Below are 19872 nucleotides of genomic sequence, written 5' to 3'. Positions count from 1 at the left end.
TATTGGAGAGTTCTAAGAGCTTAGCAGAGGAGAGCATAGAAATGAAAACAAAAGAATTAGTGATTATGTCATTGCTTGCAGCAATGGGAGCTGTTTTGCATACGATTTTTCCGCCCATCTTTTTCGGAATGAAACCTGATATGATGCTGGTCATGATGTTTTTAAGCATCATCCTTTTTCCGAAGGTACAGCATGTCGTTGTGATCGCCCTAGTCACTGGGGTCATTTCCGCTTTGACAACAGGTTTTCCAGGCGGACAAATTCCAAATATGATTGATAAACCGGTGACAGCCTTTATCTTCTTAGCCCTTTTCTTATCTTGCCAGAAGATCAAGAACAAAGTCGTTCTGACCGCTGTACTCACCGCTGTTGGGACCGTCGTATCAGGCGTGATTTTCCTATCTGCCGCTTTACTGATTACTGGACTACCGGCTGCGTTACCAGCACTTCTTGTAGGTGTTGTCCTGCCAGCAACTGTGATCAATACGATAGCTATGGTATTTGTCTTCCCGATTGCTCAGTCCATATTAAAGCGCGCAAGAATGATTGAAGTCGCTTAACGAATAACTGAACCTCTTCATTAGATGAAGAGGTTTTTTTCATATTGTTGACAAAGGGCTAAAATGATTCTTTATTTTAGCCCTTTGTCTTCTTTTCAGCATGATTGAAAGCCCTTGAAGTCTAGGAAGGACGAGTACTGGCGCGGAGCGAATTTGACATTCGTGAGCACCTGCACGCAGGACTGACAACGAATGCGAGGGTTTGTCTACATGCTGGAACCTCTTCATTAGATGAAGAGGTTTTTTTCATGCTTCTATAAAAGAAAAAGCGTAAGCAGCAAAATGGAGAGCGAAATCCCTGCACCTGCAGCACACACAATTGCTTTTTGTCTTAATACATGTTTTGGCGGATAAGACGCCGCATACCCAAGCTGCCTTACATAATGAATAGAACCACCTGCGAAAATCACACACATACACGTAAAAACGAACAGAAAGACAGACAACCTTCTCCCCTCCCTTTTCTTCAAAAGTATGCTAAAATAAAGCAAGCTATGTATGGAAGTTCAATGAAGCTGATCGTCAGCTCAGAGAGAACATGCGAATGTGTAAAATTTGACTAGAGGTGATTGGAATGGCTAGTGGACGTTCTTTATTAACAGGATTATTTGTAGGCGGTCTCCTCGGAGGTGCGGCAGTGCTCCTGACGACCCCCTCTTCTGGCAGAGATGTACGCGGAAAGATGAAAGACGGCTATGACAAATTCGAAGATACGCTGACAAGATTAAAAAGAGATGGACAAGCTTTAAAAGAGCAGATTGTTGAAACCGCAAAAGAAAGTGCTGAAGTCATTAAAGAGGTCGGAACTGAATTACAAACATCGATACAGCAATGGCGCGAGGAAATCAAACCTCATCAGCAGGACTTACAAAAGGAAATTCAGGAAATTGAGGAAAAGCTCAAACAACTGGAGAAAACCTTACAAAACTAATATACTCACAAAAAAATATTCGTTTACAAAAGTGTGCGGGGTGCGTATCCCGCACTTTTTTTGTTGAAAAAAGGTTATTTTGTCAATGTTTTTCATGACTTTTAAAAATTCTTGAATTTTCAGCTTTATTAATCTTTATTTTATTGGCATAATAGAATTACAAGAAAAAGAGAAGTAGGTGAAATGGATGAATCATTCGGAACAGCCTTTCGATGTAAAAGAAGCACTTTTATTCAGTCAAAGAATGGCCCAATTGAGCAAAGCTCTTTGGAAATCCATTGAAAAGGACTGGCAGCAGTGGATCAAACCGTATAACCTAAATATCAATGAACATCATATTTTGTGGATTGCGTATCAATTAAAAGGAGCTTCAATATCAGAAATTGCAAAGTTTGGCGTCATGCATGTATCAACGGCGTTTAACTTCTCTAAAAAATTAGAGGAAAGAGGATTTTTAAAATTTTCTAAAAAGTTAAACGATAAACGCAATACGTATATTGAACTAACGCCAAAAGGCGAAGAGACATTCCATAAACTACTCGAAGATTACGACCCGGCCCGAACTGGTATTGTCAAAGGCGCACAGCCGCTTCATGACATTTACGGAAAGTTCCCTGAAATTTTAGAAATGATGTGTATTATCCGAAACATTTATGGTGAGGATTTCATGGAGATTTTTGAGAAATCGTTTTCAAACATTGAGAAGGACTTTTTGAATGAACGTGGGAAAGTCACGAAAAAGCCTGAAGAACTTGAAGACTCAGCAGAGGAAAAAGCTTCTAAAGCAAATCAAATTGTTTAATGATCTTTATAAATTCATTCATTAACGGCTGAAACAGCCCTTGATCATGCAAAGCAAAAATCGTCTCATGAACATCCAGCTTTTCAATTAACTGTCCCGCAAACAGCGCAAGGAGATCGTCGAACATGACGTAGCCTTGTGCTTTTTGCTTGTCCATTTCATCTGAGAGCTCAGCACAAATACGCTCAATGTCCTTTGCCTCTTCTTTCGATACACGCTGCCGGATCAATAGCGCATAATATGGATAACGGCTCATATCTGTCGCCGTCAGTAACAGTTCCATATAATATTCGAGCTGGCTCATTCGTTCCTCAATACTCATGTACGTTCCCTCTTTCTCTTAGTCACTCTATTTTAGCCGAAATTACTCATTGACGAAAGAGACGAACCTCCCTCTTATGTCTTTTTTTCTTGAAAAACCCAAAGTTTCCTCTCTTTCATCCATATGAATGTAACAATTTATTTTTTTTCTTGAAAACCATTGATTTTTATCCTCAGGAAGAGTAAATTATCTTGAGATATTCAATTAGTTTTTTTGAGATTGGAAGGATGAAAAATGAATTGTTGGAAGACCATTAATCTTGAAAAGGATTATGGTTATACGAGAATGATGATTTCAGCCATATGTCTTACTGTATTTTTTTTCATTATGGCATTTTTATGTTTTCAACTGACTCATCCTGAAACGAGACTCAGCAGTCACAATGCACCGCTTTTTATCGTGCTTTTACTTGCGACATTGCTTGTCCACCGCGTGGTTCACTTGATCCCAGTCATGAAACATAAGAAAAAAATGACGTTATTTAAACGAAATTGCTGGCAGCGCGTGCCTAAGAGAGTGATGCTTTTCTCACTGCTCAGCCCGTTTTGTGTCATCTCACCTGTTTACTTTGTTTTAGGAATGGCATTTCCAATGTACGCACACTATTTTATCATGATCGCAAGTATTCATGCAGGCTATTGTTTGCCTGACTTTTTATTTGCTTGGAAACTGCTAAAAGCGCCAAAATCATGCATCATTGATCAAGCCCAAGACGAGTTTGATATTTTAGTTGACCCAACTTCCTCATCATGAGGTTTTTAAAGCCAACTTCTATCTTTTTCATAAAAAATTTGGTAATGTAGTATGGGAATAGCAAAGAGAGGGGGGATCTCCGATAGTTTTATTTTACTTCATTGTCTTTGCCGCGTTTATTGTGTATTCAATAAACAGGCTTACTAATACATTATGCCTTGTCAGAGAGATTCCTGAAGAACGGCAAGATAAGGTGTTTCGCTTTATCAATGTATCGATACTGATCTTACTGATCTCATCATTTGTTGAAATTACCATATCTATTTAAGATCAAAGCAAAAGCTGCCTGTTTGATGGCAGCTTTTTGTGTATGATGATCTATTAGCAAATCCACGATGCACCAATAATGATCAATAAGATGAATAACACGACGACTAGTGCAAAACCGCCAGCAAAGACTTCTCCTCCCATGTGAAAACACCTCCTGCCAGTTCTTCCTCTGTTCTAAGCTCAGTGTATGCAGAAAATTTTAAAACGTTTAGGCACCTGTCATCGTTTTAAAAAAGAACCGCCCGCACGCATGGCAGGACGGCTCCTTTCTGTAACAGCGATTTAATTAATAAAGATATGCTGCACCAACGATGATCAGCAAAATGAATAGCACGACCAATAAAGCAAACCCATTAGAATATCCTGCTCCCATATAATTCAGCCTCCTTTTTGTGATCAATATATGTGTATGTTGGTCGCAAAAATTTGACTAGACGAATGCCCTCCCATTTGCATTTCTTTTTACAGCATGTCACAATATGTTATGATACAAGCAATGATAAATAAATTGGAAAGATTAGGAGTGTTTTTTGAATGAAAAAAATGGCTTTAGCAGCTGTAACAGCAGTAAGTGTTTTAACTCTTGGCGCATGCAGTAGCGGTGACAAAGAAGTGATCGCAACAACAAAATCAGGAGATGTCACAAAAGAAGAGCTTTACACAACTCTTAAGAAACAAGCAGGTGGAGATGCTTTAAACCTACTTGTTCAACAAAAGGTTCTTGCTGACAAATACAAAGTATCAGATAAAGAAATTGATAAGAAATTGGAAGAATATAAAAAGACACTTGGTGAAGATCGTTTAAAACAACTTCAAGATGAATTCGGAAAAGATTACATCAAAGATCAAGTAAAATATGAGCTGCTGACTCAAAAGGCTGCCAAAGCTAACATCAAAATCACTGACAAAGAAGTAAAAGCGTATTACGATGACCTAAAAGGGAAAATCCGCGCAAGCCACATTTTAGTTGCTGACAAGAAAACAGCAGATGAAGTAGAAAAGAAATTAGATAAAGGCGAAAAATGGGATGACCTTGTATCTGAATATTCAACTGACACTGCTTCAGCAGCACAAGGCGGCGATGTAGGCTGGTTCGCAAAAGATGGCCAAATGGATGAGAACTTCAGTAAAGCTGCCTTCAAACTAAAAGTAAATGAAATCAGCAAACCAGTAAAATCTCAATTTGGTTACCATATCATTAAAAAGACCGAAGAACGCGGTAAATACGATGACATGAAAGCAGACTTGAAAAAAGAACTGCTTGATCAAAAACAAGCAGATAACAATGAAATTCAAACGATCTTAAACAAATTGGTGAAAGATGCTGATGTGAAAGTAAAAGATAAAGAACTTGAAAATACATTCAAAGAAAAATCTGAGCAAACCACACAACAAACAACAAACCAATAATGAACGAAAAACCCCTCTACATGAACTTGTAGAGGGGTTTTTTTATTCTTATTGATTATGCAATCGAATGGTCCTCATGCTTCGCCGTTTCCTGGGATCGTTTCATTTGCTGTCCTTGACGTCTACGCTCTCTCTCCTGCTCCATTCGTTCAATAAAGATTTCTCCCTCTTTTTCAATAAAGGATTGATCAATCTCTTGCTCCTCTTTGGCTGTCGTCATTAATTTATAGGCACAAAAAATAATGCCAATGATACATGCATATACCCACCATGGAAAAAACAACATCGTCTTCGCCTCCTTTTTTAGGACAAACCTCTCTCCCTTTGTGTTACATGCTTATGCGAAAAGAAGACAAGTTATGAAAAAAAACGCCCGCATCAAACGGGCGTTTTCTCATGATGATTCATTGTGAAAGGTTGGTTTATAAAACGAACGATTCTCTAGTGCAAAAATACGCTCTGTATATTCTCCTGGCTTCACATGCTCAAGCGCACGATCCATCATGTTCATTTTTGCATCTAAATTATCTATATAGTGGAGAATTTCGGCTTCCTTCACCATTGGTGGTTTAGGACTGCCCCACTCCCCTTTTCCATGATGACTCAGCACTAAATGCTGCAGAATCAGAATTTCCTCAGAATCAATGCCAAGCTCCTCTGCGGCTTTCGCAATTTCTGTCACCATAATAGAAATGTGGCCAATTAAGTTCCCTTCTACTGTATATGTGGTGGAGACAGGACCCGAAAGCTCTTTGACTTTCCCTAAATCATGTAGAATGATCCCTGAATATAAAAGATCTCGATCTAGTGATGGGTATAGATCAACAATGGATTTCGCTAAATGAAGCATCGATACCACGTGATAGGCAAGACCCGAAACAAACTCGTGATGGTTTTTCGTAGCTGCTGGGTAATCAGCGAATTCCTGTCCATATTTCTTCAGCAAATGTCTTGTGACACGCTGAATATTAGGGTTTTTCATATCAAAAATATATTGCATGATGGTATCCATCATATCGTGCTTTGGAATAGGAGCTGTTTCTAGAAAATCATCAATGCGGATTTGCTCGTTTTCAGCAACAGGACGTATATTCCTAAGCTTCAGCTGATTCCTTCCGCGATAATGATGAATATCACCTACTACCTTCACAATGGTTTGCGCAGCATATGTGATTTCATCATTCTGCTTTGCATCCCATAGCTTCGCCTCAATATCTCCACTTTGATCTTGAAGAATTAACGTTAAAAATGGTTTGCCATTACTCGCAATCCCTTTAGTAGATGATTTAATTAATAAATGCAGGTCAACTTGTTCGCCGACGTCATAGGTCATGATCCCTTTAGCCATTCAATAAATGCTCCTTCCATGTTTCTGCTCATATAAGTATAACATAAGTCATAATTTGTCAATCATTCCACTACTAAACTCGTAATCTGCCCGTCTTCCGCTGCTTGTTTCATATAATGATGACAAGTGAAATAAAACAGCTGTGTTTCAAAACGAGTGAGTTCACTCATCAGCTCCAGCACCCTGTCTAGACGGACATGATCAAAGTGAACGAAACTGTCATCCATCATAAATGGGAGCTGACAATCTTGCTGGTGGGACAAAGCAAGTGCAAAACGAATCGAGAGATAAATTTGCTCACATGTTGCTTGTGAAAGCTCCTCCGGGCGGAATAGGCGTCCATCCCTCCGTTTCACAATCAGACGGTCATCTTCGGCAGAAAATAAAATCACTTCATATCGATCATTCGTTAACGGCTGAATAAATCGTGAAGCTGTTTGGAGGAGTGCTGGTAGCCTCGTTTCTTTATGCTCATTGAGTTTCTCTCGAATGACGGAACGAACGAGCTGAATAGCCGCCCATTTTTTCGCTAGATGCTTTGCCTGCTCCTGCTCTACAGCAAGCTGATGAGTCAAATCAGACACTGTACCTGATGCTTCTATTTGGCGTATTTCTACTGCTAATTCTGCCAAGCGTTTTTTCATATTCGTCACATTCTCTTGCATGTCATTCAGACGTCTTTTTGCTTGTGCACACTGCTCCTCAAGGGTGCGTAAACCTTTACGGACAATGACCTCTTCCTCATCTATATAACCGCTTTTGTGCAGCTCTTGGTTCTGCTGCTGCAAATTGTACAGCCGCTCACGGTATTCTTTGGATAGATGAGACAGGACATGATAATCTTCTTTTGACGCTGCTTCTACTTTTCGAAAAAGCTCGTCCGTTTGTTTTTCATAATATTGAACTTCTCCTTCTAATGTTGTCAGCTGCTGCTCTACATGCTGAATGGATACGTGCAATGTCTGACGTTCTTTTTCTCTTTTTTCCTCATCTTTCAATATCTCTTGAAAGGCTGAGATATTCTCTTGAATGGTCCCTTCTTTTCTTTGAAGGAGACTCATGAGCGCTGAAACTCTTTGCTCGTAGGTCGATTGCTGCTGTGTGAGCATCTTTATTTCCTTGTTAAGCGCCTCATATGCCGCTGTATTCGCTTTTAATTGTTTCAAGATATGGAAAGCTTCCACAAGGAATGAGAGCTCTGAGGACAACCCCAGCTGCCTTCTCATATCTTCTACTTGCTGCTGTACAGGTTCCAGTTCCCGCTCCCAGTCTTCATATTGCTGTATCATTCTTTCGTATAAAAGCTCCTTTTGCTTCACTAGCGTTTCAGCTGAAGCTGTTTGAACTTGAAAAGAATGATAGGCGTTACTGTCGTTTGCTTCCTTCATCTGAGTCTGTTTAAGCACTGGATAAATAGCAATCAAGATAAATACGGAAAATCCTGCAAACAGTAACGTCACCCAGCTCTCTGCTAAAACGAATAAGACCGTGAGAATGATAGCACATAGCACGAACATCAGCGGGAATAACCACACTCTGGAATGCTTCTGTTTCACTGTAGCCTTTGTGCCCCTGACATCTTCTGCATCTTGCTCTTTAACGGGCTGTTCCTTTAATCCTTTTAGAGCGGTTTCCGCTTCTTCTAGCTCATGTCTTGCATGATCAAACCGGTCATCGAGCTGCGTTTTCCTATCCATTAAACGAACGTATTGGCTCACAGCCTCTTTTAATTCCCACTCAAAGTCAAGTGAATCATCCAGCTGGTCAAGCTTGATTGGACGCTGCCACTTCAGCTTCGCTGATGCTTCTTCTATTTTTTGTTTCAAAGAATTCTGCTCTGTTTTCCCTTCTGCTAAGCGTTTCTTCACAAGTTCAGCATCAGATGATTCAGCTATGACTCGCTTCATCTCCAATACCGTATCCTTGTCATAGAGTGGCTGAACTTGCGTGAGCGACGTTTGCAAATGATCTAATTTTTGTTTCAGTGCCGTCACTTGCGCCTTTTTTGGGTGAAGGTGTGATTCTAATTTATCAAGTTCATGCGCGGTTTCCGGTCTAAACCGTTTGACTCGTTCTGGATAACTAGCCAAATCTTTTTTTAACTCTATCTTGTTTTCTATCATAGGATAAAGTCGAATATGTTCAGTCAAAAGCTGAATCTCTTCTTCAGTCTGTCTCATTGCATGCTGAAGCATTTCTACCTTCTCGGTTAATTCAGCTTGTTCTTTTTTCTTTGCAGTATAACGACTTTCTACCAATTTGGCCTGTTTCAACTTACTTGACAGCTCTTTTACATGATCAAGCTGCTGATTTAATTCAGGCTTACGTCCATTCGGTTTAAAAAGCTGCTCCTGCTGTTTTAGTAACCTGCTGTCCATTTTGGATGCCGCATCTGAGCCAAACAAACTTGAAAAGAGTAGAAATTCCCCTATTTGATCTTGATTTAATGCTTGTACATTTTGCAGACCAAACACGTCAAAAGAATAGATCGATTGGTATAATCTGCGATCCGTTCCCTTTAACATCGCATGTAGAAAAGCTTCATCTTTCACTTCACCATTTGGAAGCAACACCTGAGCTTGGCCGCCATGATCAGATGTTCTTTCAATATGAATCACACCTAATTCCTCATCTAAACACGTAAGAGAACCACCATAAAACGAGCCATGCTTTGGCTTATACATATGGCTTTTGGAAAAACCAAATAACATCGATTCAATAAACGCCTTCAATGTCGTTTTCCCCGATTCATTCAGGCCATAAACTAACTGAAAACCGTCATCAGAAAAGTGGAAGGTTTGATTGGAAAATTTCCCGAAATTCGCAATATGGAGTGAACGTATTTTCATCATGCCTCTCCTTTTCTCATAATTGCTTCAGCTGTTCTGCCAGCAGCCTTTGTGCCTCTTCTTTAATATCGATCTCGTCCTCTTTTGTAAGAGCTTTTCCTGCTTTTCTATAGGTTGGATGACGCTTGATCGGTAAAAGCAGCTCATCATACGCATCAAACTCGGCAATTTCTGCTGTTAGTTCTGTCAAAAAAGAATCTTCTGGATAGACGGCATCTTCATATGTCCGGCAGTCAATCGACATCACCCAAACGAACAAGTCTTCATCTTCCTCCTGTTCATGAAGTACAACCATCAGCTCCTCAAGCACTTCAAGCTGCGTGAGCTCCATATAAGCAGGAGCATCGCCAGTTAGTACGATTTTCACAAAATGAGGAACACCTCTCTCTTTCAGTCCACTCATCTTTTTGTCCACAAGTGTCACAAGATCGGTCATATGAGCGGTATGTGTGATATCTATTGTCAATGTCTCAAAGATGACATCTGAACAGCTCATAAACTCCGCTCTTTGAGCATCTTCAGATAGGTAAACGACATAACAGCCTTTCTCTCCTGTTTCTTTTATATGTCTTCCTTGCACGTTTCCAGGATAGATCACCATTGGGTCTTCATGCAGAAGAGTCCGCTTATGAATATGTCCAAGCGCCCAATAATCAAAATCCCGCGCTAGAAGCTGCTGAAGCTGAAATGGTGCATACGCATCATGCCCTTCTTGACCTGCTAATGTGCCGTGAAGCATGGCAATATGATAGGGGGCATCTGTTTTTTTTTCATAATAAGGTGTCATATTTTCATGGACAGCTCGCTCTTTGTAGCTGAACCCGTAAATACTTGCCACAAGCTGACCATCTCTATAAAAGGCTTGCTCACTTGGCGTACTGCTCAAAAAAACGTGAACATTCTCTGGCCACTCAATTGGTGTCCATTCACCACCTAAATGATCATGATTACCATAAATAATAAACACTTCAATCCCGTGTGATTGCAGCTGAAGAAACTGATTTCTTAAAAAAAGCTGTGCTTTTAGGCTGCGATTCGATTCGTCAAATAGATCTCCGCTAAGCAGCATAAAGTCTACTTCTCGATCAATTGCAAGTTCAAACATGTTCTTGGCACTTTGAAATGTACTTTCTTTCAACCTCTTAAAAATTCGGTTCGGTATATTGGACATTCCCGCAAACGGACTATCTAAATGAAGATCTGCGGCATGAATAAAAGTGAGCTTCGTCAAACGTCTATCTCCTTGTACGTTACTGTAGTTGTCCATATTTTATCACGCCGTTTTTACGAATGCACGTTCTATCGCTCTTATTCTAAAAAACACATTTTTAGGGGTAAAAAAAGAGGTTTTAACTTCCTCCTTGTATAATTCATTAAAAAACAAGAAGAAAGGGAAGATCAGAGATGGAGAAAACCTACTTTTTGACTGTATTTGATTCGTCAGGTGAAACCTTATTAAACGAAAAAATCACCACAGATAGTGATGAAAAAGCAAAAGAGTTAGGACGTCATCGTTTAATCGAACAACAATACACAAAGCATTCTCACCGGCTCGTCAATGATGCAGGTAAACTTCTTTTATTTGAACGTTAAAAAAGCCGGCATCCGCCGGCCATTCATTCTTCTATTTAATGAAACACAGGACGTCTTTTTTCCAAAAACGCTTGAACACCCTCCTGATGATCACGGCTTTGTCTCAGTCTAGCTTGTGCAGCACGCTCTTTTTGAAGAACGGCTAACAGCTGTGATTCTGACTGCTGAAAATAAATCATCTTTGTTTCAACAAAGGCTTGAAGCGGCATATTTAAAAACGGCTTGACGCACGCTTTCTGATACGTATCCACCTCATCTTGAAACACGCCGTCTGCAAGGCGAAGCTTGAGCGCTTCTTCAGCCGGCAGCTTTTGCCCGCTCCAAATCAATTGTTTAGCGGTTTGTTCACTAACTCTTTTGGTGAGGAAAAAATGCCCTCCGCCATCTGGGATTAACCCGATTCCATTAAAGTTCATGGCAAGTTTAGCATCTTGATGCATAAACAAATAGTCACAGCTAAGGGCAAAGCTAAAAGCAAGACCAGCCGCTGCCCCGTGGACAAGTGCAATCGTCACTTTTTTCATACTGGCTAAAGAAAGTGTAATTCCCTCGATCAGATCCATCACGCGATGAAAATCTTCTTCACGATCTTGCTTTAGCATCATGCCAATATCTCCGCCTGCTGAAAACCCTTTGCCCATCCCCTTGAGTACAACAATTTTCGCACTGCTCTCACTCGCTGTATCACACGCTTCCTTCAATTCAGCAAACATGTCAACATGAAACGAATTATACGCTTCAGGCCTATTGAAAACGATTTCAAAAATATCCCCATCTACCTGACAATTGATATATGTCATCATCCATTCCCCCTCTTTCTTTTCAAGCTCATGACTTACTTCAATTTCCATCAAGCAATTCCTTTTCCTCTACATAAAAAATTTCAAGATCAACTGATACTAAAATAAGCATAATTGTTGAAACGAGAAATATATTTTTATATAGTAAAATAAGAAATAAAACATCATATGAAAGGGGGAGAATGATTGATAAGAAGTTCCATATGTATATTGATTAGCTGCATCGTCATGTTTTCTCCCTTTTCAAATGTCGTTTTTGCTTCACAAGCAGAAGCGAGCACACCTAGCCTGATTTCTCCATCGATTTATGATGAAGAAATCAATGCTGTGAAGACACCTCCATTCTCAAAAAAACATGCTACATCTCTTCTGTTAAAACAGAGGTTATCAATGGGCGCTTCAAAAGCTTTTCTTGTAAAGTTTGCATCAACCACAGCGCATTCTATTGATTTATGTTTTTTAGAAATGAAGTGTGCAATCCCCATTATGTACCAATCAAATTACCTCGACTGATTCATTTTATTTCATCCGTACTCACTATATGAAAAACAAAACCTATCATATTCGGAGGGATAAAATGAACATTAAAGAAAATGATCTTCCTGGGATTGGAAAGAAATTTGAAATTGAAACGAGAAATAGAGAAAAGATGACGATTGTGATTCATGATGATGGCAGACGGGAGATTTATCGTTTCGACGATGAAGATCCAGATGAAATACTGTCCACCATTTCTCTCGATGATGCTGAAGCCCGGCAAATTGCTGCCATTATTGGCGGTATGGTGTATAAGCCGCAAGCACTTGAAACGATTGAAATGGCGTTCAATGATTTGATCATTGAATGGTTTAAGGTAGAAAAAGACGCAAAAGCGGTTGGACATACACTCGGCGATTTAGATGTGAGACAAAATTATGAAGTCACCGTCATTGCGATCATTAAACATACAAATGAAAAATTACTCAACCCCGGTGCCGATTCGATAATTCAAGCAAATGATACGATGGTCATTTCAGGCGAAAGAAAACACTTGAAGCGATTGATACGTGATTTTCTTTCTAGAGGGGGAGAGTGATGAATGGATCATTTAGTCTTTGAAGTTGGAACGGCGCTTATTCTCATCGCCATTGCCAGCTTAATCGCCAATAAAATTAAATTTTCTATCATTCCTTTTCTCATTGTCCTCGGGATGATTGTTGGTCCGCATGCACCAACCATCGGGATCATTGATTTGAAGTTTATCGAGAGCACCGAGATTATTTCGTTTTTTGGTAGAATGGGTGTCCTGTTCCTTCTATTCTACCTCGGGCTTGAGTTCTCTGTCGGCAAACTCATAAAATCGGGTAAATCCATTGCAGTCGGCGGATCTATTTATATTTTGATCAACTTTAGCTTAGGATTGCTTTATGGGTTTATCACAGGCTTTGGATTCCTTGAAGTTCTCATTATGGCAGGCGTTATCACCATTTCATCCAGCGCCATTGTCGCCAAAGTCCTTGTCGATTTAAAACGGACAGCGAACCCTGAAACAGAGTTAATTCTTGGGATTATTATGTTTGAGGATATTTTTCTCGCCGTCTATTTATCTGTCGTATCCGGTCTTGTCCTTGGAGATGCCACGTCCGTTGGCGGTGCCTTATTATCTATTTTAATCGCTTTTGGTTACATGATGATTTTCTTTATCATCGCACGTAAGCTGCCAAAACTATTAAACAAACTATTCGATATCCGTTCAAATGAAGTATTTATCATTGTCATTTTTGCCGCTTTGTTCTTCGTGGCTGGTTTTTCAGAGACGATTCATGTCGCAGAGGCCATTGGCGCTCTCTTACTAGGTCTTGTGTTTTCAGAAACAGAGCACTCAGACCGCATTGAACATCTCGTTGTTCCTTTTAGAGATTTCTTTGGCGCCATGTTCTTCTTCAGCTTCGGATTGAGTATTGATCCATTTACATTAGGAGATGCCTTCTGGCTTGCGATCGGCGCTGTCATTCTCACCTTAATTGGGAACTTCACCGCCGGGATGTTTGCTGGAAGAAGAGCCGGTTTCTCTCATAAAGCTTCTTCTAATATTGGATTAACCATCGTATCAAGAGGAGAGTTTTCCATCATTGTAGCCGAACTTGGGATTGCAGGCGGGCTTGCCGCTACATTGAAGCCATTTGCTGCATTATATGTATTAATCCTTGCGATTTTAGGACCGCTAGTGACGAAAGAATCAAAGCGTATCTATCAAATCCTAAACAAAATCTTCAAATGGAAAACTGAAAAACCAAAAGTAAAAAGAGAAACAACCATTTAATTGAAAAGGGCCCTGTGCTGGGGCCCTTCTTTTTATATTAATTCAAATTGCTGAAATGCTGTTTCTTGCTTCACTTGTTCTTTCGTATCCCCGCGAATGGTTCGGATGACTTTCTGATTGCGGTAGATCGATAGTTTTAAATTGGTCGCCGCTGTTCCATGAGAGTGATCAAGGTTCGTGAATGTAAAGAAATGATGAGACCGTTTGTCTTTAAACACAAGCCTGAAGTCGTCTGTCACTTTAAAATGCTCATCGCTTTCCCATTCAATCAATGGTTCATATGCGCTAAACCATTCCGGAATATTAGGCGTATATCCTGTAGCCAATACCACATGATCGGCTGTCATTTTCTTTTCTTTCTTCAGTTGCCATTGTTTCAAATGCAGCTCTAACTGCTGCTCATCCTCCATATGTATCGCTTCAAGCTCAGTCATTGGCTGAATGAGTACAGAAGGCTCTTCTCCTGAAACGGAGCGATGGTACAATTCCTGATAAATACGAGAAAGCGTCGATGCATCTATGCCATTCCTTAATCCTGCCAGTCTAGGCAATGTGTTCATCCGTTCTTCATAAGGAAGGGAATGAAAATATTCAACATACTTAGGTGTAAATAGCTCCTGACCAAGCTCCGCTGTCTCTAGCTCTCTAAATTCACTTGAACGTGTAAACCACGAAAGCTGCTGTCCTTTCTTCTGATGCTGAAGCAGGTCTAAGAAAATTTCAGCTGCACTCTGACCTGAACCAATCACCGCCACCGTTTCAGCTTCATGAAGTTCTTTTTGTTGATCTACATAACGGCTGCTATGGGTCACATGCGGCAACGCAGCTTCTGGCACATCGACAGGAATCATCGGCTTGCTTCCAGTTCCAAGGACGACATGCTTTGCACGATATTCAGAAAGCGCCCCATCTTTCAACCGCCGAACTTTTACAAGATACCCGTCTTCACAGTCGGTCACTTCTTCCACCTTCATCCCGAACTGACAGCTATCTAATTCACCTGCAACCCATGATAAATACTCATTGAATTCTCTCCGGGGAATATCAAATTGTTCAAATGTATAAAATCGGTGAAGCCTGTTTGATTCATGTAAATAATTTAAAAATGTATACTTGCTCCTTGGATTAGCCATTGTCACAAGGTCCGCTAGAAAGGAAACTTGTAAGTCCGTTCCTTTGATGAGCATACCAGGATGCCAAGCAAATTCGGTTTCCTGTTCAAAAAAACAGCATGTCACATCTTCATACTCCTCTAATAAAGCGGCCAATCCTAAATTTGCTGGCCCAATCCCAATTCCGATCACATCCATCATATGTACACCTGCTTTACCTTTTTACCCCCTATATACCCTTTTACAAATGAAAAAAACACTGCGTCACCGCAGTGTTTACATGTGAGAAACAAATAATGACTCAAGAAACTGAATCTTCTCTTCCGTATAGTGCTCATAACGATCATTATAAGACTTTGGATCTTTTGGATTGGCATACTGCATAATTTTTCCGGTTCGCGGATCAATGAATTTACTCGCAGCGCCGCATCCAATGCCAATGATCGTCTGCACCTCTTCCATAATGATAATATTATACAAACTTTCCTGTCCATCTAACGAATACCCGACATTTTCGAGATTCCCCAAAATGTTTTTTTGTCTGTATAAATAGTACGGATGATAGTCATGTGCCTTTGTCCAAGCAACCGCTTCATCCATCATACGTGTGATCTCTTCACGGTCTGCCACTTGATACTTTTCCTTATTGCGGGTCATTTCAGACGCTCTCTTAAAGGAAAGGGTATGCACCGTTAAAGATTCAGGCTTCAGTTCTTCTGTTTGCTGCAAGGAATGTTGGAATTCCTTTAGCCCTTCTCCTGGCAGCCCAATGATTAAGTCCATGTTAATATTATTCATGCCATACTGCCTTGATAAATGATACTTTTCAATCGTTTCTTCCACACTATGGTGCCGGCCAATCGCTTTCAATGTTTCATTCTCATATGATTGCGGATTGATACTAATCCGGTCAATATGATAACGGTTGAGCACCTCCAGCTTATCAGGTGAAATCGTATCAGGTCGTCCCGCTTCTACAGTGACTTCCCGAATATGTTTCACATCTGGAAAAGAGCGATACATCTCCTCATACAGCAAATCCATTTCTTCTGCTGTAATACTCGTTGGAGTACCTCCGCCAAAATAAACAGTCGTCACTTTAATCCCATGTTCCTTTAACCATTCGCCCATTTTTTGCATCTCATAATGCAGCCCAAAAAGAAACGTTCCCACTCTTCCAGCTTGTCCTTGAATGGCATAAGCAGGGAACGTGCAATAAGCACATTTTGTTGGACAGAAAGGAATACCGATATAAATACTCACTTCCTCCTGTAGATCGTACAGATCTGGAATAGCTTTGATTTGACGATCAACAATCTCCTGCATCAAATGGATCTTTTCATCATGAATCAAGTAATCGCGCTTTAACGCTGCATGTGCTTCTTCCTTTGTCATGCCTTCTCTTAGCATCTTATGAAGTAATTTCGTAGGGCGTATCCCCGTAAGAATCCCCCATTTTTGCGTCATTCCTGTATATTCCTGAAGCAGATGTAAATAAACAGACAACACAGTGTTTTTGATTTGCTTCCAGCGCTCTTTTTCATTCAAGCTCTCTGGCATCTCTCTTGTAAAACGACTCGTCATATCTGATCCAGCAATATGGCCAGAAGCCTCCACCATACCGCCATTTTCTTTCCAATCAAACACCATCACTAGGCCATCGTTTGCTTCACCGGAATCAAACAGCACTTCACTATCTTCTTCAAATAAATTGGCTATATTGACAAGCGGTCGATGAAATCGTTCATCAGACAGCCCTTTAACTAAAATTCGCATCGTATCACCTTTATCTTCAAACTTGTTTCATTTTACAAAATTCATCTAGGAAAAGCAATGAAGAGAACAGACGAAGGCCCTGCCATTTCTTAATAGACAGGGCCTTCATTATATTATCGTTTAATATCAAATTGATGTAAAAAACCTTCCCTTTGCTGCATTCTAAAGTATTCTTTGATCATATAAGCAACACCCTGTTCATCATGAGAACGTGTCACCCAATCGGCTTTACGTTTGACCGAATGAGGTGCATTCCCCATCGCAACGCCTAAGCCAGCTAACTCAAGCATCGGGATGTCGTCTGTCCCGTGACCGATCACGACCGTATCTTCTAATGTAAAACCTAGTGCTGAAGTTAAAAGAGAAAGTCCTGCTTCTTTCGATACCCCTTTGCATACAATGTTCATTTTCTCATCACTGATCTTAATCAGATCCACAGATGGGAATGCTTGTTGAATGGTTGTGTGGATTTCAGGCTGAAGTGCTGCCGTCGAATACACTTCAATGACAGGTGTGCTAACCGGTTCATCCATGAGCATATCACTTAATGATTCAACAAATTGAACGGGATAGAAAATGGGATCAGATGGATGAATCAACGTTTTTCCCATCAGTTGAGACTGTGTTTTTTTCCGATTGCCGATTGAGAATTTTTCATGTAACAAGCGAACATTACAATCAAAGCTTTCAAGGATCTGCACAAGATTAAATGTTTTCTCTTCCGTTAATTTCTTCACATGGAGCGGCTCATCAAGCTTATCAGCGATAAATGCACCACTATGCGTCACAAGAGTTGAAGTCGGTATTTTCAACGCCTTGGCAATTTTTTGCGCGGATCGAAAATGACGGTTGGTGACAATCGTCACGTAAACCCCTTTTTTCTTAACATATTCCACAGCTTCTTTTGTAGCGGAATGGATTTTCCCATTGGAACGAAGTAACGTTCCATCTATATTGAGTGCAAGTAGCTTTTTTGACACTGAGGCATCCCCCTTCTTGATGACTGTACTTACGATGAGGATATGCCCTAGCTTATCGCTTTAGAACATGCAGTTGAAGCAGCCCTTGTTTTATGCCTCAATCGCAAATAAAAAAAGCCTACCCCTAGGCTTTTTTTTATGTATGGTTTGGATGCGTAACAATGGCGTGATGAAGCTCCCCATGATCCCCTCATCTTTCACACACCAAAGCATTGCTTATATCATATCCCCTTATGCTTTGCTTTTCTCCCAGAAGCGCTTCTCTCTCATTTGGCTCATCGCCGTAAATCCAAAGTGGAACGCACCCAATTCATCACGATAGCGCTTTTTGAAAGCACTTTCAATAAGTATTATCGCAGAATTTACGAGCTTCGACAACCCTTTTTTTAAAGATATACAAGCGGCGATATGAATGAAAAAAAGGGCGAATATGATCGCCCTTTCAATTAATTTTCTTCTGTATTTCCATAAAGCTCTTCAAGAGGCTTCATGATAATTTTATTTAATTCACCGATGAGAACACTTACGCGTTGTTCTGCTTCCATCAACTGAGAGATTTTATCGTGTTGCTGCACAAGTGCAACCGTTTTTTGCGCTTGCTCTACTTCTTCTTGTGTAATCTCTTGACCAGTCATTTGTTTTTGTTGAAGGTTTACTTGAATGTCACGGAAGTTCTCAAACATTCTTTTAGAGGACTCATCCCCATTTACCTCATCATAAAGATTTCTTAAAGCTGAATATTCTTCGCTATGACGCAGTGCTTTTTCAAGGTCATATGCAACATCATAAAGATTTACAGACATGTTATGTCTCCTTTCTATCCGTTATCACCGATATGGATCGGCGGACACCACTCCACTATAACAAACTATGGCTTTCGTTTCACATATATACAATAAATTCATCGAAATTTCTCGATCTTGCCTTAGAATAAGGTGACAAAAATCGCTTGGACAGCACCGATCAATCCACCTAAAAGACCGCCTAAAAATGTGATCATCTTCAGCTCCTTATTAGATATGCTGATCACAAGCTCTTCCATTTTTTCAAGCGGGAAAAGTTCAATTTGTTCACGAATAATTTCTTCAAATTGGAGCTTTGCGAGCAGTCCCTCAAGCGCATTAGATGCGGCTTCAATCCCTTTATCAATGAGAGATGGAGCAAATTTGGTCTTAAGATCATCCGCTACTGCACTGATGTAAACTCCTACTGGTCTATCTAACAGCACCTTTGTAGAAAAATGTGAAAGCAATTGCTTTTTCACACTAAATAGAAGCTCTTTCACATTCCATTTTTTATCAAGCTCATGTAAAGAAAATTGCTTTACCTTGTCCCATTCTTGAACAAGTAGATCTGATAAAAACCTTTTTGTCTCTGCATTCTTTAAGAACTTCATCATTTCAGGATGTACGCGATCAATTAAGCTTGAATTCCCTAAAAACATTTGGACCATACTGCCAAGCATTCCTCGTTCTTTTAAGAAATCATCTATCATATGACCGAGTCTTGCTTTTCCCTCATCACTTTCAAAGTAATGAATGCCTCTCTTTAAAATATAATCTGCGGCATCTGGAATTTTGGATGCAAGCTTATTTTCTACATCCTGTGGCAGCAGCTCAGACAGCGTTTGCTGATCATACTTTTCAAGCAGTGAGTGGAGCTTATGATCAGTCCACTGATGAAGCCATGCGTCAGCTTTAACGTCAGCCTCTGAAAAACCGTATTTTTCTAACATAGAGAAAACCGTCATTTCCATATCAGCACCTTTATCAATATATCGGTGCACTGCCTGCAATATCTCTTGCTTTGCCTCTGATGATTCAAATCGTTTTTTAATACCCTCTGGCGTTAGTAAATGCTCCATCACCATGACGCCAACCTGCTTGGCTACTTCATCTCTTCTTTTAGGAATGAGACCCGGTGTAAAAGGGAGCTGCTTCCCAAATAAATAATATGGCTTATACGGACGAAAAAGCATTTTAATTGCGAGATGGTTTGTTGCTGCCCCTATCACTGCACCTATCACAATCATAAAGAGAAACGTTGTGAATATATCCAAAGTCG

23 protein-coding genes are annotated in these 19872 nt (G+C 40.2%); 9 read left to right on the top strand and 14 right to left on the bottom strand.

Annotated elements, in window-relative coordinates:
• The first annotated feature begins 41 nt into the window (after positions 1–41).
• Complete coding sequence (locus V7L95_RS11905) at positions 42–560, top strand: tryptophan transporter (RefSeq protein WP_008348886.1); 519 nt, start codon at positions 42–44, stop codon at positions 558–560.
• 254 nt (positions 561–814) lie between these two features.
• On the opposite strand, the gene V7L95_RS11900 is transcribed toward V7L95_RS11905, so the two are convergent.
• Complete coding sequence (locus tag V7L95_RS11900) at positions 815–1006, bottom strand: hypothetical protein (protein WP_048002575.1); 192 nt, start codon at positions 1004–1006, stop codon at positions 815–817.
• Positions 1007–1134: 128 nt separating this feature from the next.
• Here V7L95_RS11900 and V7L95_RS11895 point away from each other — a divergent pair, with 128 nt between their 5' ends.
• Both V7L95_RS11895 and V7L95_RS11890 read left to right on the top strand, forming a co-directional pair.
• Complete coding sequence (locus V7L95_RS11895) at positions 1135–1491, top strand: YtxH domain-containing protein (protein ID WP_007497160.1); 357 nt, start codon at positions 1135–1137, stop codon at positions 1489–1491.
• 187 nt (positions 1492–1678) lie between these two features.
• Positions 1679–2293 (top strand): HTH-type transcriptional regulator Hpr, encoded by a 615-nt coding sequence (locus V7L95_RS11890; protein WP_007497158.1) that lies wholly within the window; start codon positions 1679–1681, stop codon positions 2291–2293.
• Here the strand turns inward: V7L95_RS11890 and V7L95_RS11885 are convergent.
• Complete coding sequence (locus tag V7L95_RS11885) at positions 2271–2615, bottom strand: YhaI family protein (protein ID WP_007497157.1); 345 nt, start codon at positions 2613–2615, stop codon at positions 2271–2273. The two genes, V7L95_RS11890 and V7L95_RS11885, sit on opposite strands and share 23 nt — an antisense overlap.
• Before the next feature lie 234 nt (positions 2616–2849).
• Here V7L95_RS11885 and V7L95_RS11880 point away from each other — a divergent pair, with 234 nt between their 5' ends.
• Positions 2850–3368 (top strand): DUF3267 domain-containing protein, encoded by a 519-nt coding sequence (locus V7L95_RS11880; RefSeq protein ID WP_008348895.1) that lies wholly within the window; start codon positions 2850–2852, stop codon positions 3366–3368.
• 82 nt (positions 3369–3450) lie between these two features.
• Positions 3451–3636: a hypothetical protein gene (locus tag V7L95_RS11875; protein WP_072368131.1), complete on the top strand. Its 186-nt coding sequence runs from the start codon at positions 3451–3453 to the stop codon at positions 3634–3636.
• A gap of 53 nt (positions 3637–3689) precedes the next feature.
• Here the strand turns inward: V7L95_RS11875 and V7L95_RS11870 are convergent, their stop codons facing one another.
• Positions 3690–3779, bottom strand: a complete 90-nt coding sequence (locus tag V7L95_RS11870; RefSeq protein ID WP_017360317.1) for a YjcZ family sporulation protein — start codon at positions 3777–3779, stop codon at positions 3690–3692.
• A 145-nt stretch (positions 3780–3924) separates the two neighbouring features.
• A complete protein-coding gene (locus V7L95_RS11865; protein ID WP_008361129.1) occupies positions 3925–4011 on the bottom strand; it encodes a YjcZ family sporulation protein in 87 nt (28 codons plus the stop codon).
• A 161-nt stretch (positions 4012–4172) separates the two neighbouring features.
• Between V7L95_RS11865 and V7L95_RS11860 the strand changes: the two genes are divergently transcribed.
• Positions 4173–5048 carry a peptidylprolyl isomerase gene (locus tag V7L95_RS11860; RefSeq protein WP_007497153.1) on the top strand — a complete coding sequence of 292 codons (876 nt, stop codon included), beginning with the start codon at positions 4173–4175 and terminating at the stop codon, positions 5046–5048.
• Between the two features lie 55 nt (positions 5049–5103).
• Here V7L95_RS11860 and V7L95_RS11855 read toward each other — a convergent pair whose 3' ends face one another.
• The 4 genes from V7L95_RS11855 to V7L95_RS11840 all read right to left on the bottom strand — a co-directional run bounded on the left by V7L95_RS11855 (position 5104) and on the right by V7L95_RS11840 (position 10476).
• Positions 5104–5334, bottom strand: coding sequence for a sporulation YhaL family protein (locus V7L95_RS11855; protein ID WP_017360318.1), 231 nt, complete (start codon positions 5332–5334; stop codon positions 5104–5106).
• A 108-nt stretch (positions 5335–5442) separates the two neighbouring features.
• Positions 5443–6396 (bottom strand): 3'-5' exoribonuclease YhaM, encoded by a 954-nt coding sequence (gene yhaM, locus V7L95_RS11850; RefSeq protein WP_052321011.1) that lies wholly within the window; start codon positions 6394–6396, stop codon positions 5443–5445.
• Between the two features lie 62 nt (positions 6397–6458).
• On the bottom strand, positions 6459–9245 hold the full coding sequence (locus V7L95_RS11845) for an AAA family ATPase (RefSeq protein WP_144610760.1): 2787 nt from the start codon (positions 9243–9245) through the stop codon (positions 6459–6461).
• Positions 9246–9261: 16 nt separating this feature from the next.
• Complete coding sequence (locus tag V7L95_RS11840; RefSeq protein ID WP_046343091.1) at positions 9262–10476, bottom strand: DNA repair exonuclease; 1215 nt, start codon at positions 10474–10476, stop codon at positions 9262–9264.
• A gap of 173 nt (positions 10477–10649) precedes the next feature.
• Here V7L95_RS11840 and V7L95_RS11835 point away from each other — a divergent pair, with 173 nt between their 5' ends.
• The gene (locus V7L95_RS11835) at positions 10650–10838 is read left to right on the top strand and encodes a YhzD family protein (RefSeq protein WP_008348907.1); all 189 of its coding nucleotides are present in this window, start codon (positions 10650–10652) and stop codon (positions 10836–10838) included.
• A gap of 35 nt (positions 10839–10873) precedes the next feature.
• Here the strand turns inward: V7L95_RS11835 and V7L95_RS11830 are convergent, their stop codons facing one another.
• Complete coding sequence (locus V7L95_RS11830; RefSeq protein WP_081105402.1) at positions 10874–11689, bottom strand: enoyl-CoA hydratase; 816 nt, start codon at positions 11687–11689, stop codon at positions 10874–10876.
• Between the two features lie 526 nt (positions 11690–12215).
• Here V7L95_RS11830 and V7L95_RS11825 point away from each other — a divergent pair.
• Together V7L95_RS11825 and V7L95_RS11820 are read left to right on the top strand one after the other, a co-directional pair.
• On the top strand, positions 12216–12713 hold the full coding sequence (locus V7L95_RS11825; RefSeq protein WP_008348915.1) for a cation:proton antiporter regulatory subunit: 498 nt from the start codon (positions 12216–12218) through the stop codon (positions 12711–12713).
• 3 nt (positions 12714–12716) lie between these two features.
• Positions 12717–13940 carry a cation:proton antiporter gene (locus V7L95_RS11820; protein WP_007497140.1) on the top strand — a complete coding sequence of 408 codons (1224 nt, stop codon included), beginning with the start codon at positions 12717–12719 and terminating at the stop codon, positions 13938–13940.
• 32 nt (positions 13941–13972) lie between these two features.
• On the opposite strand, the gene V7L95_RS11815 is transcribed toward V7L95_RS11820, so the two are convergent.
• The 5 genes from V7L95_RS11815 to V7L95_RS11795 all read right to left on the bottom strand — a co-directional run bounded on the left by V7L95_RS11815 (position 13973) and on the right by V7L95_RS11795 (position 19867).
• Positions 13973–15253: a SidA/IucD/PvdA family monooxygenase gene (locus V7L95_RS11815; protein ID WP_035703452.1), complete on the bottom strand. Its 1281-nt coding sequence runs from the start codon at positions 15251–15253 to the stop codon at positions 13973–13975.
• Positions 15254–15328: 75 nt separating this feature from the next.
• Positions 15329–16828: a coproporphyrinogen III oxidase gene (locus V7L95_RS11810; RefSeq protein WP_340966485.1), complete on the bottom strand. Its 1500-nt coding sequence runs from the start codon at positions 16826–16828 to the stop codon at positions 15329–15331.
• Between the two features lie 113 nt (positions 16829–16941).
• Positions 16942–17808 carry a Cof-type HAD-IIB family hydrolase gene (locus V7L95_RS11805; RefSeq protein WP_008348923.1) on the bottom strand — a complete coding sequence of 289 codons (867 nt, stop codon included), beginning with the start codon at positions 17806–17808 and terminating at the stop codon, positions 16942–16944.
• 446 nt (positions 17809–18254) lie between these two features.
• Positions 18255–18611, bottom strand: a complete 357-nt coding sequence (locus V7L95_RS11800) for a YlbF family regulator (RefSeq protein ID WP_008348927.1) — start codon at positions 18609–18611, stop codon at positions 18255–18257.
• A gap of 122 nt (positions 18612–18733) precedes the next feature.
• Positions 18734–19867: a DUF445 family protein gene (locus tag V7L95_RS11795; RefSeq protein ID WP_060832210.1), complete on the bottom strand. Its 1134-nt coding sequence runs from the start codon at positions 19865–19867 to the stop codon at positions 18734–18736.
• Positions 19868–19872 lie beyond the last annotated feature (5 nt).

It is taken from the genome of Bacillus sp. PPSBB_11, from assembly GCF_038023285.1.
GTDB classification, from domain to species: Bacteria; Bacillota; Bacilli; order Bacillales; family Bacillaceae; genus Bacillus; species Bacillus altitudinis.
Note: the sequence above shows the minus strand (reverse complement) of the source record. Positions and strands in the feature narration are given on the sequence as shown.